This window comes from Synechococcus sp. MU1643, from assembly GCF_020514095.1.
Lineage (GTDB): Bacteria > Cyanobacteriota > Cyanobacteriia > PCC-6307 > Cyanobiaceae > Parasynechococcus.
Genome location: NZ_VTKY01000002.1, coordinates 15,592 through 31,309, shown reverse-complemented (window position 1 = coordinate 31,309; position 15,718 = coordinate 15,592). Strand labels below are relative to the sequence as shown.

Annotated in this window: 14 protein-coding genes; 7 read left to right on the top strand and 7 right to left on the bottom strand. The window is 64.4% G+C overall.

Features of this window, described 5'->3' with window-relative positions:
* Positions 1 to 26: 26 nt before the first annotated feature.
* Positions 27 to 1,436, bottom strand: a complete 1,410-nt coding sequence (gene tig / locus FZX09_RS04345; RefSeq protein WP_226400464.1) for a trigger factor — start codon at positions 1,434 to 1,436, stop codon at positions 27 to 29.
* A 156-nt stretch (positions 1,437 to 1,592) separates the two neighbouring features.
* Between tig and FZX09_RS04340 the strand changes: the two genes are divergently transcribed.
* The 3 genes from FZX09_RS04340 to FZX09_RS04330 are packed head-to-tail and all read left to right on the top strand — an operon-like array spanning position 1,593 to position 5,616.
* On the top strand, positions 1,593 to 2,615 hold the full coding sequence (locus tag FZX09_RS04340) for an aspartate-semialdehyde dehydrogenase (RefSeq protein ID WP_226400462.1): 1,023 nt from the start codon (positions 1,593 to 1,595) through the stop codon (positions 2,613 to 2,615).
* Entirely contained in the window at positions 2,615 to 3,523 is a 909-nt protein-coding gene (gene dapA / locus FZX09_RS04335) for a 4-hydroxy-tetrahydrodipicolinate synthase (protein WP_226400459.1), read from the top strand. Before FZX09_RS04340 ends, dapA begins: the two co-directional genes overlap by 1 nt.
* A 50-nt stretch (positions 3,524 to 3,573) precedes the next feature.
* A complete protein-coding gene (locus FZX09_RS04330) occupies positions 3,574 to 5,616 on the top strand; it encodes a ribonuclease J (RefSeq protein WP_226400457.1) in 2,043 nt (680 codons plus the stop codon).
* A 530-nt stretch (positions 5,617 to 6,146) separates the two neighbouring features.
* Here FZX09_RS04330 and FZX09_RS04325 read toward each other — a convergent pair.
* From FZX09_RS04325 to holA, 3 genes are read right to left on the bottom strand one after another with little or no spacing between them, the layout of a single operon-like run.
* Entirely contained in the window at positions 6,147 to 6,332 is a 186-nt protein-coding gene (locus FZX09_RS04325; protein ID WP_226400455.1) for a hypothetical protein, read from the bottom strand.
* Between the two features lie 35 nt (positions 6,333 to 6,367).
* Entirely contained in the window at positions 6,368 to 8,173 is a 1,806-nt protein-coding gene (locus tag FZX09_RS04320; protein WP_226400453.1) for an aspartate kinase, read from the bottom strand.
* A 47-nt stretch (positions 8,174 to 8,220) separates the two neighbouring features.
* Positions 8,221 to 9,186, bottom strand: a complete 966-nt coding sequence (holA, locus tag FZX09_RS04315; RefSeq protein WP_226400426.1) for a DNA polymerase III subunit delta — start codon at positions 9,184 to 9,186, stop codon at positions 8,221 to 8,223.
* On the opposite strand from holA, the gene FZX09_RS04310 reads away from it, so the two are divergent.
* Positions 9,175 to 9,843 carry a precorrin-8X methylmutase gene (locus FZX09_RS04310; RefSeq protein ID WP_226400424.1) on the top strand — a complete coding sequence of 223 codons (669 nt, stop codon included), beginning with the start codon at positions 9,175 to 9,177 and terminating at the stop codon, positions 9,841 to 9,843. The two genes, holA and FZX09_RS04310, sit on opposite strands and share 12 nt — an antisense overlap.
* Here the strand turns inward: FZX09_RS04310 and tilS are convergent.
* On the bottom strand, positions 9,791 to 10,813 hold the full coding sequence (tilS, locus tag FZX09_RS04305; RefSeq protein ID WP_226400421.1) for a tRNA lysidine(34) synthetase TilS: 1,023 nt from the start codon (positions 10,811 to 10,813) through the stop codon (positions 9,791 to 9,793). The two genes, FZX09_RS04310 and tilS, sit on opposite strands and share 53 nt — an antisense overlap.
* A gap of 16 nt (positions 10,814 to 10,829) precedes the next feature.
* On the opposite strand from tilS, the gene FZX09_RS04300 reads away from it, so the two are divergent.
* From FZX09_RS04300 to ribH, 3 genes are all read left to right on the top strand, one after another.
* Positions 10,830 to 11,588, top strand: coding sequence for a DUF561 domain-containing protein (locus FZX09_RS04300; protein ID WP_226400419.1), 759 nt, complete (start codon positions 10,830 to 10,832; stop codon positions 11,586 to 11,588).
* Positions 11,589 to 11,701: 113 nt separating this feature from the next.
* Complete coding sequence (gene psbZ / locus FZX09_RS04295) at positions 11,702 to 11,890, top strand: photosystem II reaction center protein PsbZ (protein WP_006850156.1); 189 nt, start codon at positions 11,702 to 11,704, stop codon at positions 11,888 to 11,890.
* Between the two features lie 63 nt (positions 11,891 to 11,953).
* On the top strand, positions 11,954 to 12,436 hold the full coding sequence (gene ribH / locus FZX09_RS04290) for a 6,7-dimethyl-8-ribityllumazine synthase (RefSeq protein ID WP_115024771.1): 483 nt from the start codon (positions 11,954 to 11,956) through the stop codon (positions 12,434 to 12,436).
* A gap of 4 nt (positions 12,437 to 12,440) precedes the next feature.
* Here the strand turns inward: ribH and mutS are convergent, their stop codons facing one another.
* Positions 12,441 to 15,146 (bottom strand): DNA mismatch repair protein MutS, encoded by a 2,706-nt coding sequence (gene mutS / locus FZX09_RS04285; protein WP_226400417.1) that lies wholly within the window; start codon positions 15,144 to 15,146, stop codon positions 12,441 to 12,443.
* A 52-nt stretch (positions 15,147 to 15,198) separates the two neighbouring features.
* Positions 15,199 to 15,654, bottom strand: coding sequence for a GNAT family N-acetyltransferase (locus FZX09_RS04280; RefSeq protein ID WP_226398901.1), 456 nt, complete (start codon positions 15,652 to 15,654; stop codon positions 15,199 to 15,201).
* Between the last annotated feature and the right edge of the window lie 64 nt (positions 15,655 to 15,718).

Genomic DNA, 15,718 nt, shown 5'->3' with positions numbered 1-15,718 from the left:
AAGTTCGGTCAATCTATGGGCGTTGCTCAGTCCTTGGCGTCCGCCTTGGACTTGCTCTCGGCGGAGGTCTCCTTGGTGGCGGGCTTTTTCTTGGCTTCAGCCTTGCTGTCGTCAGCTGCCGGAGCCTTTTCGGTGAGGGTGCTGTTCTCCTCGAGCCAGCCCATCAGATGATCCTGCATGAGGTCATCCATCACGGCTTGACGCAGGCGCTCGGGATCGATCTTGGCGTCGGCGGAGAGCTCTTTCTTCACCTCCTTGATCTTGGCGTCCACGTCCTTGTCGTCGAGCTTGATGTCCTCCGCTTCGGCCAGGGCGGTGAGGGCAAAACTGCGGCGCAGACGCTCTTCCGCCTCGGGACGTGAGTTCTGCATCAGGTTGCGCACCAGATCGGGGGTGAAGAGTGACTTCACATCCATGCCCTGCTGGGCGAACTGGGCTGCGGTCTGTTCCAGCAGGTTGCGGCTTTCCTGTTGGATCAGGGCTTCTGGCAATTCCACCTCGAGCTGCTCCACCAGTGCGGCGACGAGGGCATCGCGGCGGTTGCTGGTCTGATGGCGCTCCGCGTCGTCTTTGAGCCGCTGCTCCAAGTCCTTGCGCAGGTCCGCCAGTGTTTCCTGCTCGCTGGCCTGCTTGGCGAAGGCGTCGTCCAGCTCGGGCAGTTCGCGGGTTTTGAGGTCTTTCAGTTCGATCTCAAAGGCGGCCTTGCGTCCGCGGGCGTCCTCCTTTGGGTAGTCGTCGGGGAACTGGCAATCCACGGCTTTGGTCTCGCCGACCTTCATGCCGATGACCCCTTCGATGAAGCCAGGGATCATCCGGCCGTTCTCCAGGTCGACATCCATGGAATCGGCACTGCCTCCCTCGATTTCGCTGCCGTCATCGCTGTAGGTGCCTTTGAAGCCCAGCACCGCGATGTCGCCGTTCTTGGCAGCGCGACCTTCCACGGGAACTACCGTGGCCATCTGCTTGCGGGAGTCCTCGAGCATCGCATCGACCCGGGAGGCGTCATAGGAGACGGTTTCGAATTCCGCCTTCAGCCCCTTGGTGCTCTTCAGTTTCGGCGTCGGAGCGACATCGGCTTCCAGGGTGAAAGTGAGCTCTTTACCAGGCTCAAAGCTCTCCAGCAGGCCGTCGAAACCACTGCTCAGCTCGGGCTGGCTGATCGGTTCCAGTGATTCCTGCTTGATGGCGTCGCGCCAGGCGTTGTCGATCAGCTTTTCCAGCGCCGTGGCCTTGATCCGCACGCCACCCAGCTGCTGTACCAGCACTGTGCGCGGCACTTTCCCCTTGCGGAAGCCCGGCAGGTTGATGTTGCGGCTGAGGCTGGTGATCGCGTCTTCATAACTTGTCTTGCAGCGCTCCCCAGGAACGGTGACCGTCACCGACAGGCGGCTGCTGGGGCGGGCTTCGGTGGTCACCTTCAGGGCTGCAGCGCTCATGGGGGAAGGGAAAGGGCAGCCCAGCACTTTATGCAATGGGTGAATCGAGGCTGGATCGGTAAGCTGAGCTCGTCGCATCGCGGCATCACGATCTCTGCGCAGTGATGTCGGTTTCAAGAAACGACAGCTTTTCGTTTAGATCGTCCACTCCACCGCTTGTCTTCGACCCTTCCCAACCGTCCTCTCAACGTTGCCGTTCTGGGTGCCAGCGGTGCTGTTGGCCAGGAACTGCTGCTGCTGCTTGAGGAGCGCCATTTCCCCGTTGGTGAGTTGAAGCTGTTGGCGTCGGCCCGTTCGGCCGGTCAGACCCAAGCCTGGAACGGCCGCACCCTCACGGTGGAAGAGGTCTCGGCCCAATCTTTTGAAGGGGTCGATCTGGTGCTGGCGTCGGCAGGTGGTTCTGTTTCGAAGCAATGGCTCGAGGCAATCACCGCTGCAGGTGCGGTGATGGTGGATAACTCCAGTGCCTTCCGGATGGAGGATGGTGTGCCGCTGGTGGTGCCAGAGGTCAATCCCGATGCAGCCTTCGCCCACAACGGAGTGATTGCGAATCCGAATTGCACCACGATCCTGCTCACCCTGGCTTTGGCTCCTCTGGCAGCGAAGCGGGCGATACGTCGGGTGGTTGTGAGCACGTACCAATCCGCCAGTGGTGCTGGTGCCCGGGCCATGGAAGAGCTGAAAAGTCTTTCGCAGACGGTGCTGGACGGCGGAACTCCCAAGGGAGAGGTGCTGCCTTACTCCCTGGCTTTCAACCTCTTTCTCCACAACTCTCCCTTGCAGAACAACAGCTATTGCGAAGAGGAGATGAAGATGGTGAACGAGACCCGCAAAATCATGGGTCTTCCGGATCTGCGCTTCACCGCCACTTGCGTGCGGGTGCCCGTGTTACGGGCTCATTCCGAAGCGGTAAACATCGAGTTCGAGACCCCCTTCCCAGTCGCTGAAGCGCGCGAGCTGCTTTCGGCTGCACCCGGTGTTGAGTTGATTGACGACCCGGCTGCGAACCGTTTCCCGATGCCGACGGATGTGACCGGTCGTGACCCGGTGGCGATCGGACGGATCCGTCAGGACATCAGTGATCCCAATGCCATGGAGCTCTGGCTGTGTGGTGATCAGATTCGCAAGGGAGCGGCGCTTAACGCTGTTCAGATCGCTGAATTGTTGATTCAAAAGTGATGACAGAGGCCGCCACCCTTTCGCCAACGCCCTTCGGCCGTGTCGTCACCGCGATGGTGACTCCTTTTGATGCCAGCGGTGCTGTGGATCTCACCCTCGCCGCACAGCTTGCCCGGCATCTGGTGGATCAGGGCTCTGATGGGCTGCTGGTGTGCGGCACCACCGGCGAATCGCCAACCCTCAGCTGGGACGAGCAGCTGCAACTGCTTCACGCAGTTCGAGAGGCGGTGGGCAGCGACGCCAAGGTGCTGGCGGGTACCGGCAGCAATTCCACAGCCGAAGCGGTGGAGGCCACCAAGAAGGCTGCAGCCGCCGGCGCGGATGGTGCTCTTGTGGTCGTGCCCTATTACAACAAGCCTCCTCAGGAGGGACTGGAGGCCCATTTTCGGGCCATCGCTGAGGCCACTCCTGATCTGCCCCTGATGCTCTACAACATTCCTGGGCGCACCGGCTGCAGCATCGCTCCGGCCACGGTGGTGCGGCTAATGGACTGCCCCAATGTGGTGAGTTTCAAGGCTGCAAGTGGCACTACCGAAGAGGTCACGGCGCTGCGGCTGGCCTGCGGTCAGCAGTTGGCGATTTACAGCGGTGACGACGGCCTCACCTTGCCAATGCTTTCGGTGGGAGCCGTTGGCGTGGTGAGTGTGGGCAGCCATGTCGCGGGCCCTGAGATCCGCGCCATGATCGAGGCCTATCTGAACGGCGATCGTGCATTAGCACTCGCCTTGCATGACGCGTTGATCCCCCTGTTCAAGGCCCTGTTCGCCACCACCAATCCGATTCCCGTCAAGGCTGCCCTGGAACTCAATGGCTGGTCTGTCGGTGCGCCCCGTCCACCTTTGTGCCCCTTATCTGATGACATGAAACGTTCGCTTTCCAACGCCATGGCCGCCCTCCGTCAGACCTAGCCCGGTCCGGCTTATCGGCTTACGCAACCCGTTCTTTACACATCGTTTTCATGGCCAACAACGCGCGATCCAGCAAGGGTCAGGAGCCCTGTCTTCGGGTGATTCCCCTGGGTGGTCTGCACGAGATCGGCAAGAACACCTGTGTGTTCGAGTACGGCGATGACCTGATGTTGGTGGATGCCGGTCTGGCCTTCCCCAGCGACGGCATGCACGGAGTGAATGTGGTGCTGCCCGACACCAGCTTCCTGCGCGAGAACCAGAAGCGGATCCGCGGCATGATCGTCACCCATGGTCATGAAGACCACATCGGTGGCATCGCCCACCACCTCAAGCACTTCAATATTCCGGTGATCTACGGGCCGCGGCTGGCCCTTTCGATGCTCACCGGCAAGATGGATGAGGCCGGGGTCCGCGACCGCACCACCCTGCAGACCGTCGGTCCGCGTGATGTGGTGAAGGTGGGTCAGCACTTCTCTGTGGAGTTCATCCGCAACACCCACTCGATGGCTGACAGCTTTTCGCTGGCCATCTCTACACCGGTGGGAACCGTCATTTTTACCGGAGATTTCAAGTTCGACCACACCCCGGTCGATGGCGAAAACTTCGACATGGCCCGTCTCGCCCACCACGGTGACAAGGGCGTCTTGTGCTTGTTCAGCGATTCCACGAACTCTGAGGTTCCTGGCTTCTGTCCGCCTGAGAGATCTGTGTTCCCTAACCTAGATCGCCACATCGCCAATGCCGAAGGGCGGGTCATCGTGACCACCTTCGCAAGTTCGATTCATCGGGTATCGATGATTCTGGAGCTGGCCCTGAAGAACGGCCGCAAGGTGGGGTTGCTTGGCCGCTCCATGCTCAACGTGATCGCCAAGGCCCGGGAACTGGGCTACATGCGCGCGCCGGATGAACTGTTTGTGCCGATCAAGCAGATCAACGATGTGTCAGATCGCGAAACGCTGCTGCTGATGACCGGCAGCCAGGGAGAGCCGCTGGCCGCCCTAAGCCGTATCTCCCGCGGTGAGCATCCCCAGGTGAAGGTCAAGACCACCGACACGATCATTTTCTCGGCCAGCCCAATCCCTGGAAACACGATTTCCGTGGTCAACACCATCGACAAGCTGATGATGCTTGGCGCCAAGGTGGTCTATGGCAAGGGCGAAGGCATTCACGTCTCCGGCCATGGCTTCCAGGAAGATCAGAAATTGATGCTCGCCCTCACCCGGCCCAAGTTTTTCGTGCCGGTGCATGGCGAACACCGGATGCTGGTCCAGCACTCCCGCACCGGCCATTCGATGGGTGTTCCGGTCGACAACACCCTGATCATCGACAACGGTGATGTGGTGGAGCTCACCCCGGATTCGCTCCGCAAAGGCAGTGCGGTGAAGGCGGGCATTGAGTTGCTGGATCAATCCCGCAACGGCATCGTCGATGCCCGGGTGCTCAAGGAACGCCAGCAATTGGCGGAAGACGGCGTAGTGACGATCCTGGCCGCCATCAGTACCGATGGCGCCATGGTGGCTCCTCCGCGGGTGAATCTTCGCGGTGTGGTCACCACAGCCGATGCTCGCAAGATGTCGTTGTGGGTGGAGCGTGAAATCAAGTGGGTGCTCGAAAACCGCTGGAAGCAGCTCTGCCGAAATACCGGTGATAAGGCACCGGAGGTGGACTGGATGGGTGTGCAGCGTGAAGTGGAGGTCGGCCTTGGCCGCCGGATGCGTCGTGAACTGCAGGTGGAGCCGCTGATCCTCTGTCTGGTGCAGCCGGCTCCTGGCGGTACACCGGTTTATAAGGGCCGTGCTGATGCAGAGCCAGATGACCGTCCGGCTCCCCGCGGTCGCGGTGGTCGTGGCGGTGGCTCTCCCTATGGCCGTCGCAACGGTGGCGGCGGTGGAACCCCCGCTCCGGTGCGGAACGCTCAGGGAAATGGCCGTTCTGGCTCGGCAACCCCTGCCCCCGTTCGTGCAGCCGCAGCAACGGCAGTGGTGGAGAAAGTGGCTCCCCAGCCGGTTGCTGAGAAAGTTGCTGCCCCGGCTTCTCAGGAGCCGGAGATGCCTGCAGGCCGTACCCGTCGTCGTCGTTCAGCGGCCAGCTGAGCGGCCCATAACTCCTTTGATCCTGTTGATCAGCCCCATCGGCACAATCGAGTCGGTGGGGCTTTTGATTGCAGGTTGAAGTTGTCTGCGGAGCCATGAATTCTCCAGGAGATCCTTGGCTGCAGGCTCCTGGGGTGTGGGCTCGACAGCGTCTTGGGTGGTTTTTCTTCTCTGAGTACGGTTTTCTTGTTCGCCATCTCCACGCCTGAATGGGCTTCAGAGCTGAGCGTTGGCTCTGGGCTTGGAAAAGGGGCCGAATAGGGAGATGTATCGGAAGTTGGCATGGCCCGGGGTTCAACGGCACTGGACAACCACGGCATTGCGGTGCCTAAATCAGCCAGTGCTGGCTTTGCTTGAGCGGAATCCGTGCTCAGGAAGGGATCTTTCAGCAGGTCCGGGATGGCGCCTTGGTTGCGGGCGTCATACCTGCTTCGCTGGAGATGTCTTCTGATTTCTGATTGGCAGCGCTCTAGCCCCTGTCCCGCCAGGGCAGCGATGGTGGCGTCCACGTCACCCTCCAGCACCCTTTCTTAGGAGATGGCGGCTTGCTTCGGTTGCTGGAGACCATGCAGCTGGATGTGACCCAGAAGCGACGACACCACCCCCAGCCAGGCCATGATCAGGCTTGGGTCGCGCTCGTTTGATGCGCTTTGCAGTTGATCCCAAAACGCCGAGGCGAGGGCATGGGCCTTGTCACACCTGCTCGAAATCGGCATCCACGCTTCGAAGGGCCAGTCCTCCCGTTGTAGACCTAGTCGGGGTCGTGCGGTGAAGCGGTGCCTTGGGCGGTGTGACGCTCTTCACCTCCCAGTGCGAACCCAGCGTGCACCACCTGGAGTGCCTGAACGCCAGCATCTTCGGCCACCACACAGCTGGTTCTGATTTCGCTGGTGGCGATCAGGCCGATGTTGATGCCTGCATCCGCCAGCGCGCGGAACATGCGCCCCGCCGTCCCTGGCGTTGCTGGCATCCCCGCGCCCACAGCACTCACACGGGCAATGGCCTCACCATCCTCTAGAGCTGCACCGGGCCACTGGGCCAGCAGGGGAGCCAGGGCCACATCGGCGAGAGCGCGGTCGTCCTTGCGCAGGATGAAGGTGATGTCGCGCGATCCGTCGCTGTGCTGACGTTCCGATTGAACGATCGCATCGAGGCTGATGCTGTTGTCCGCCAGGGCTGAACACAGCGCCGCTGCGGTGCCGGGTCGATCGGGCACGTGGCGAACACTTAGTTGCACCTGGTCGCGGTCGAGGGCGACGCCGCGCACTTCCGGTTCCCCGCTCCCGTTGTCGGTGGGATTGATGCGGATTTGCGAGTCCTCCAGGTCGAAGGCCTCCTGCACGGCTTGCACCGCCTTGCTGCCGACGCCGGAGTCAATCACGCAGCTCACCTTCACCTCACTCGTGGCGATCAGGCGGAGGTTGATGCCCTGCTGACACAGGCAGTTGAACAGGCCGGCGGCAATCCCAGGGCGCCCCATGATTCCGGCACCGCTGATGCTGAGCTTCGTCAGCCCTGCTTCGGACGCCAGATCGCCGCCCAGTTGATCCAGAACCTTCTGGCTCACAGCGCGGGCCAGCTCGAGATCCGCTTCCGTCACCGTGAAGGTGATGTCGTTGCTGCTGCCCTCGTGGGTGGCCTGAATGATCAGGTCCACATTGATTCCCGCCTCGGAGAGGGTTTCAAACAGGCGTGCGGCAATCCCAGGCTGATCGGGAATGTGCGAGAGGGCGAGCACGGCCTGTCCGTCCACTTCCTCCATCCCATCCACAGGACTGCCGAGCTCCAGGCCGCTGCTACTGATCGGACGGGCTGAACGGCTGGTGATCCGGGTGCCGGGGGCATCGCTCCAACTGGAGCGCACCACAAGGTTCACGCCGTAGTTGCGGGCGATCTCAACGGCCCTGGGATGCAGCACGGAGGCCCCAAGGCTGGCGAGTTCCAGCATTTCGTCGCAGCTGATCGTTTCCATCAGCTGGGCATCGCACACCTTGCGCGGATCGGTGCTGAGGACACCCGGAACGTCGGTGTAGATCTCGCAGGCATCGGCACCCAGTGCTGCCCCCAGGGCGACAGCGGAGGTGTCGGAGCCCCCACGCCCGAGGGTGGTGATTTCGTTGAGGCCATCGCTGCTGGTGCTGGTGCCCTGGAAACCGGCAACCACCACCACCTGGCCAGCCGCGAGGCGGTTGCGGATTCGGTCGGTGCGGATCCCGAGGATCCTGGCCCGGCCATGGGTGGATTCCGTGGCGATGCCCACCTGTGGACCGGTCATCGACGTCGCACTGACCCCCTGGGCGTTCAAGGCCATCGCCAGCAAGGCGATCGACACCTGTTCGCCACTGGCCAGCAGCATGTCCATCTCCCGCTGGGTGGGGGCAGAGGTGATGGCGTTGGCCAGACCCGTCAATTCATCGGTGGTGTGGCCCATGGCGGAGACCACAACGACTAAGTCGTGCCCCTCCTCCCGGCAACGTCCGATCCGATCAGCCACCGCCTTGATGCGTTCCACGCTGCCGACGGAGGTGCCCCCGAATTTCTGCACCAGGAGGGCCATGGACCGGGCTTCAGCAACGCTGGATTTTCTCACCTGGTGGGCAGCGTTCAGCCCAGCAGGCCGTCGCGGAAGGCATCGCCAGGCTGAGCGCCACGTTTCAGCCGGGCTTCCACCTCCAGTAGACGGCCCAGGAGTGAGAGAAAGCGCTTGGGCGGGCGACCCTGCAGCTGCTTGCGCATCACGTAGATGCGTTTGGGGTTGCCGATCCCAGCGGCCTTGGCGATCACCGCCACATCCCTTTCCCCCTGCTGTTCCAGCAGGCTCACCCAGAGCCAGCCGCGGATCTGACCGGTGAGGGTGGCCACGATGCGCAGGGATGGTTCCCCTGCTTCGATAAGGGCATCCCAGCGGGCGATCGCTTCGCCGGGGTTGCCCTCAAGCAGCGCGTCGCCCACGGCCAGGGCGTTGGTGGAGCGTCCCCCCACCAGCTCCTGCACCCGTGCAGCGGAAATGCTTATGTCCCGCAGGGAGAGCTTGCGCAGTTCCGATTCGAGCCGGGCGCTGTCGGTGCCGATGGCCTCCACCAGGGCATCGATGGCATCCGGCTCAACCTTCAGGCCCAGGGCCTCGGCCGTGCGTTGCACCAGCTGGCGCTGGCCATTGCTATCCCAGGCCGCTGGCAGCGGAAAGCTCTGCTCCTGATCGAGCCCGTTTTTGATCCGCTTGTGCAGGGCTTTGGTGGTGCGCAGGCGACCATCGGGTTTGGCCGGGTTCACCAGCACCAGGTTGCTGCTGTCGGGGATGAGCTCAAGGGCAGCCTCAAACCGGTCGGCCAACTCACTGGGACAGCCATTGCAGAAGGGACTGCGCTGCAGCAGCACCAGCCGTTCGCCCGTGGCGAAGGGAGGGGTACGGGCCTCCTCGAGGGCCTGCAGGGCCTGACTAATGTCAGCTCCATCTAGGCGGCTGAGGTTGAGGCTGCTCCAGCTGGGGTCGACCACCTGGCCGATCAGAGCCTCGATGGCCCGGTCCCGCGCGGCGGCGTCATCACCCCAGAGCAGATGGATCGGCATGGGTTGATGATGGCGTGGATGGCCCAGGACCACCCGATCTTCACCGAAAGCATCCGGCGGATCCAGGCGGCTCTGGGCGACACCGGCTTGCCTCCGCTGCAACAGCAGGTGCTGGAACGGCTGGTGCACAGCAGTGGTGATCTCTCCCTGGGGCCCCTGCTGCAGTTCAGCGAGGGGGCCTGTGAGCAGGGGGTTGAGGCGCTGCGGCGGGGCGCGCCGATCCTGACGGATACCGCGATGGCAGCGGCAGCGGTGGCCCCGATGGCCCAACGCACCCTCGGCAGCGCGGTGCACACGGTGCTGGAGTGGGCTCCAGAGCTGGCACCGCAGGGTTCGACGCGCACGGCTGCTGGCATGGAGCAGGCCTGGACGACGCTCGCGGTGGCATCACCCGCTCCAGTGGTGCTGATCGGCAGTGCACCGACAGCTCTGGAGGTGCTGTTGCAGCGGGTGGCCGCCGGGGCCCCGGCCCCCAGCCTGGTGATCGGCATGCCGGTGGGTTTTGTAGGGGTGGCGGAAAGCAAGAGGCATCTGGCGGCCAGCGGTCTGGCTCAGATCCGCTTGGAGGGCAGTCGTGGGGGCGCGGGTCTGGTGGCGGCGGCGGTCAATGCCCTGCTTCGCGCTGCTGCAGCATCAGCTCCGCCCCCTTCCAGCTGAGCTGCCAGCCCCCCGGACAATCGGCTGAACCTCCGGGTGCGCCCTGTTGCAGGCGACGGCTGAGTTGCTCCAGTTGAGGGGCCGGAAGTGGTGGCACCCCCTGCTGCTGCAGCCATTGCGCTAGCAGCAGGCGGCGAGTGGCTGGGTTCAACGCTCCCAGGCCGCGGCGGTCCAGTCCGGCTGGGGTTTGCAGGAGCTCCAGGGCCATCCTGCTGAGTTCTGTCTGACTGTCCCGCACGTGGGACACCCGTTCGGCCAGATCGCTCATCCGCAGACTGCAGCCCGGATGCAGGTCCTCGAGCACGGGCAGAACCTCCTGACGGATCCGGTTGCGGGCGAAATCAGCGGATTGGTTGCTCGGGTCGTCCCAGATCGGCAGGGCCAGGTCTTGGCAGATCTGCAGGGTGTCGTGGCGTTGCAGGTGCAGCAGTGGTCTGCGCAGGTGGGGTCCTTCTGGGCTCAGGAGGCGGATGCTCGGCAGCGCCGCCAGGCCAGCCAGGTCGCTGCCGCGGGCCAGCTGCAGCAGCACCGTTTCAGCCCGGTCGCTGGCGGTGTGGCCCGTCACCACATCGGCGCCTGCTTCGCGGGCTCGCTGCGCCAGCCGTTCATAACGCCACTGCCGGGCCGTGGCTTCGCTGGGCACTTGCCCCGGCACCGCCTGATCCACCTGCAGGGGCAGCTGGCGCTGTTGGCACCAGGCCCTTAGTTCGGCGGCGATCCGGCTGGAGCCGTCGTGCCAGCCGTGATCGCCATGCCACAGACTCAGGCTCCAGCCATGCAAGGGCGCCAGATCCTGCAGCAGAGCCAGTAGGGCTATGGAGTCCTGTCCGCCGGAGACTGCCAGCAGCAGGGCGCTCTCCTGCGGAAGCAGCTGCGGCTGCTGAAGCAGGCGCCGGTGCAGGCGGTCATGCCAGGACGTCCAGCCCAAGGAAGAGGGTGCGTTTCCCCCACGGTGTGAGAATTGGGGCATTGCTGTCCAGTCCCCCATGACCCGTCTTCAGCAGCTGCCCGCTTCTCTGCAGCGCAGCCTCGAGCAGTGCTCTGCGCTCAAGGTGATCGCTGGCCTGATGAATTTTGATGCCGCCAGCGTGGAGCGGGTTGCCCGTGCAGCAGGCCGTGGCGGTGCTGATCTGATCGATGTGGCCTGCGACCCCGCCCTGGTGCGCCTGGCGATCGAGGCCTCCGGTGGCGTGCCGGTGTGTGTGTCGTCGGTGGAGCCCGAGCAGTTCCCCGCGGCCGTGGCGGCCGGTGCGTTGATGGTGGAGATCGGCAATTACGACGCCTTTTATCCCCAGGGTCGGATTTTTGATGCCGCTGAGGTGCTGGAGCTCACCCTCCGCACCCGCCAACTGCTGCCCAACGTGGTGTTGAGCGTCACGGTGCCCCACGTGTTGCCGATGGATGAGCAGGAACAGCTGGCCATCGATCTGGTGGCGGCCGGTGCCGATCTGATCCAGACCGAGGGCGGCACCAGTGCCAAGCCCTTCAGCGCTGGTCACCTCGGCCTGATCGAGAAGGCTGCTCCCACTCTCGCGGCGGCCCACAGCATCAGCCGTGCTGTCGACGTGCCCGTGCTTTGCGCCTCGGGTCTCTCGGCGGTGACGCTGCCGATGGCGATTGCCGCCGGTGCGGCTGGTGTGGGCGTCGGTTCAGCGGTGAACCGCCTCCAGGATGAGCTGGCGATGCTGGCTGTGGTGCGGGGTCTGCGCGACGCCTTGGGCAGCGCTGTCGCGACCCGCGTCTGAGCCTGAATCACCGCTGAGCGGAGCGCTCTTCCCCTTCATGGTGTGAAGAGTGCTCAGCTCGCTCTCGGGAGCAGCGGCTCTCGTGTGAAAATCGAACCCTGACTTCCAGTTCCATGCAGTTCATCAACACGCTGACCGTTCTGGCCCTGGTGGTGGCGTCTTTTGCCTTGATCGTTGCGGTGCCGGTGCTGTATGCCTCCAGTGAGGACAGCGGCCGTTCCAACCGACTGATCCTTTTGGGCAGTGCTGTTTGGGTCGCCCTGGTGCTGCTGAACTGGGGTGTGAGCTTCTTCGTCGTCTGATTTCGTCTATCAGCCGCAACCGGCGGGTGCCACGATGGCTGAGATTCAGTCGGCACCTTCCCAATGGCCACGTTCGAAGGACGTTTCTCTGACGCAGCTGGTCTGCGCGTCGGCATCGTCGTGGCTCGTTTCAACGATCTCGTCACCGCCAAGCTGCTGAGCGGCTGTCTCGACTGCCTCAAGCGCCATGGCGTGGATGTGTCGGAGACCAGTTCACAGCTCGATGTCGCCTGGGTGCCGGGTTCATTTGAACTGCCGATCGTGGCCCAGCAGATGGCCCGCTCCGGTCAGTACCAGGTGCTGGTCACCCTGGGTGCCGTGATCCGTGGCGATACCCCCCATTTCGATGTGGTGGTCGCAGAAGCCAGCAAGGGCATTGCAGCAGTGGCCCGCGACACCTCCGTGCCCGTGATCTTCGGGGTGTTGACCACCGACACGATGCAACAGGCGCTGGAGCGGGCTGGCATCAAGAGCAACCTGGGCTGGAGCTACGGCCTGGAAGCCCTGGAGATGGGCAGCCTGATGCGCGCGTTGCCTTCGGCTTGATGCTTCAGGCCGCCAGCTGATCCAGCACCTGACGGGCCCGTTGTACCACCGGCTTGGGAACGCCGGCTAACCGCGCCGCTTCGATGCCGTAACTGCGGCTGGCACCGCCGGATTGCACCTGGTGGAGGAAGACCAGGTCGTCACCGGTTTCCTCCACCAGCACCTGGAAGTTGGCCACGTTGTCGCGTTCGGAGGCCAGGTTGTTGAGCTCGTGATAGTGGGTGGCGAACACCGTGCGGCTGCCCAGATCCCCGGCCAGGTGCTCGCTCACGGCCCAGGCAATCGAGAGGCCATCGAAGGTGGCGGTGCCGCGCCCGATCTCATCGAGCAGCACCAGGGAACGATCGCTGGCGTGGTGCAGGATGTTGGCGGTTTCGGCCATCTCCACCATGAAGGTGGACTGGCCGGCGGCCAGATCATCCACGGCACCCACCCGGGTGAAGATCCGATCGGCGATGCCCACGCTGGCGGATCGGGCCGGCACCCAGCTGCCGATCTGAGCCATCAATTGGATCAGGCCGATCTGGCGCAGATAGCAGCTCTTGCCACTGGCGTTGGGGCCCGTGAGAACCACCAGGTCGGTGCCGTTACCGAGTTGCACATCATTGGGGGTGAAGGCGGTTTCCACCAGCCGTTGCTCCACCACCGGATGGCGGCTGGCCTCCAGCTGCAGCCCACGGCTGTCGGTGATGTTGGGGGCGCAGTAGCCACCGCTGGCGGCCACGTCGGCCAGGCCCGTGAGGGCATCAAGGGCGGCAACGGCGCGGGCCGCCTGGCGGATCGGGGCGGCCATGGCGCCCACCTTCTCCCGCAAGTGGCAGAACAGCTCGTATTCCCGCTGGCAGGCGCGGGCCCGCAGCTGGAAGATGCGGCCCTCCCGCTCCTTGAGGTCGGGGGTGATGAAGCGTTCCTCGTTGGCCAGGGTCTGGCGTCGGATCCAGTGGTCCGGCACCGAGCTGGCCTTGGCTTTGCTCACCGCCAGGAAGTAGCCGAAGGTGCGGTGGTGCTGCAGTTTCAGGGTGCTGATGGCACTGCGTTGGCGCTCCTGCTGCTCTTGATGGCTGAGCCAGGCGTCCTGATCGTCCAGCTGGTTGCGCAATCCATCCAGCAGCGGGTCGACCCCGTCATGGATCAGATCGCCTTCCGAGAGCGATAGGGGCGGTGCCTCCACCAAGTTGTGGCGAATGGTCTGGGCCAGTTCGGCCAGGGCCGGATCGGGGGTCAGCAGCTGCTGCAACCAGTCGGGGCCCTCGCTGATGGCAGCCTCCAGCCGTGCCGTGAGTTGGGGCAACCGCTCAAGACCATCGGCGATGGCGACCAGATCGCGAGCACCGGCATGGCCCGCGCCGGCCCGGCCGGCCAGCCGTTCCAGGTCGCCCATCGGTCGCAGCAGCTGGCGGATCGTCAGCCGTAGGCTGCGTTCACCCACCAGGCTGCTGACCAGATCCTGGCGCTGCTGAATGGCCTGGAGGTCCATCAAGGGTGCTTCCAGCCAGCGGCGCAGGCAACGGCCGCCCATGGCGGTAAGGGTGCGATCGATGGCCCAGAGCAACGACCCCTGCAGCTGGTTGTCGCGTTGGGTGGCGGTGAGTTCGAGGTTGCGGCGGGTCTGGGCATCCAGCACTAGGGCATCGCCGCGGTGCACGATCGCCGGCACCTCCAGGGGAATGCGGCTGTCGTCCTCCAGGGGCTGGGTCTCCTGCAGGTAGCGCAGCAGGCCGCCGAGGGCCTGCAGGGCCAGGGGATGTTCCGGCAGGCCAAGGCCATCGAGGCTGCTGAGGCGGTAGTGCTGCTGCAGGGTGCGCTCCGCCTCGGCGGGGCTGAAGGGGGTGCTGGCCATCGGCGTCAGCCGCAGCCGTTCCGGACACCAGGCCGGCCGGCCCGCGTCGTGGCCGGCGGCCCAGAGCAGTTCGGAGGCCTCCTGCTGGGCCAATTGCTGGTGTAGGGCGCTGCTCTCCTCCCGCTGCATCACCTGCACCTCGCCGGTGCTCACATCGGCGCTGGCCAGGCCCCAGCGCAGCGGTTGCTTGCCCTGGGCTGGCTCCACCACCACCGCCGCCAGCCAGTTGTTACGGCGGGCGCTGAGCATGCCCTCCTCCAGCACGGTGCCGGGGGTCAGCACCCGGGTGATGTCCCGTTTGAGCAGGGCGCCCTTGGTGGGGGTGGTTTCGAGTTGATCGCAGAGGGCCACGCTGTAGCCCTGCTTGATTAGTTCGGCGCAGTAGCGCTCGGCGGCATGGTGGGGGATGCCCGCCATCGGCACTCGGCCGATCGCCTTGCCGCCCTCCTTGCCGGTGAGGGTGAGTTCCAGTACCCGGGAGAGTTCGATCGCGTCTTCGAAAAAGCACTCGAAGAAGTCGCCGAGGCGATACAGCAGAACCCGTGCGGGATGGGCCGCTTTGAGCTCCACGTAGTGGCGCAGCATCGGTGTGAGCTGCAGTGGGTCCAGCTGGCTGTGGTGGGCCCAGGTCGGTGCATCGCCCCTGGGTTCTGGACCGCCTGCAGCCGGGCATTCGCTGTTGGCCTTTGTTGACGTGGCCTGGCGTGTTCGGGGCCGGGTGGCGGCATCGGCCCCAAGTTCGTCGTCGCTGAGATCGTGGCTGGTCGCCTCAGGTTCGCTGGCGGGCGCAGCCGGTGCGGCCGGTTCGGGCGCTCCGAACAGATTGCCCTGCAGGGCGTCGTCAGGTGGCTGGGACGCGGACCGGGGCATCGGCTGATCTGACGGATCCGGATCGTACCGGGCTTGACTGGATTGAGATGCCTCAGCGGCGCAGCACCATCAGTTGTTGCGGGTTCGCATCCTGGAAGCCCAGTTGCCGGTAGAAGCCGGCACTTTTGGTGGTCATCAGATATACCCGCTCCACGCCCACCACCGGCGGGGTGTGGAGGAGTTCTTCAATCACCCGGCGGCCCAGGCCATGGCCTTGCAGATCGCCGGCCACGACGATGTCCCAGAGCACGGCGCGGCTGAAGCCATCGGAGGTGGCCCGGCCGAAGCCCACCAGCCGCTTGCCCCGCCAAAGGCTCACCACAGCGTCGCTCCCGGCCAGCAAACGCCGCAACTGGGAAAAGCTGCGGCCGCGGGCCCAGAAAGCGTGGCGATCGAACAGCCGTTGCAGCTTGATCAGCGCCCGGCTGGGGCGCAGATCCGGCCCAAGGCCGAGCCAGCGCAGGCCAGGGGCTCCGGGGGCATGGTGAACCAGCCGGATCGGGGTCACGGGTCGGGGAGCCGCAGCACTTCATCTTGCTCCCCGGTGATAATTGACGGCCGCCGTTTGGCAC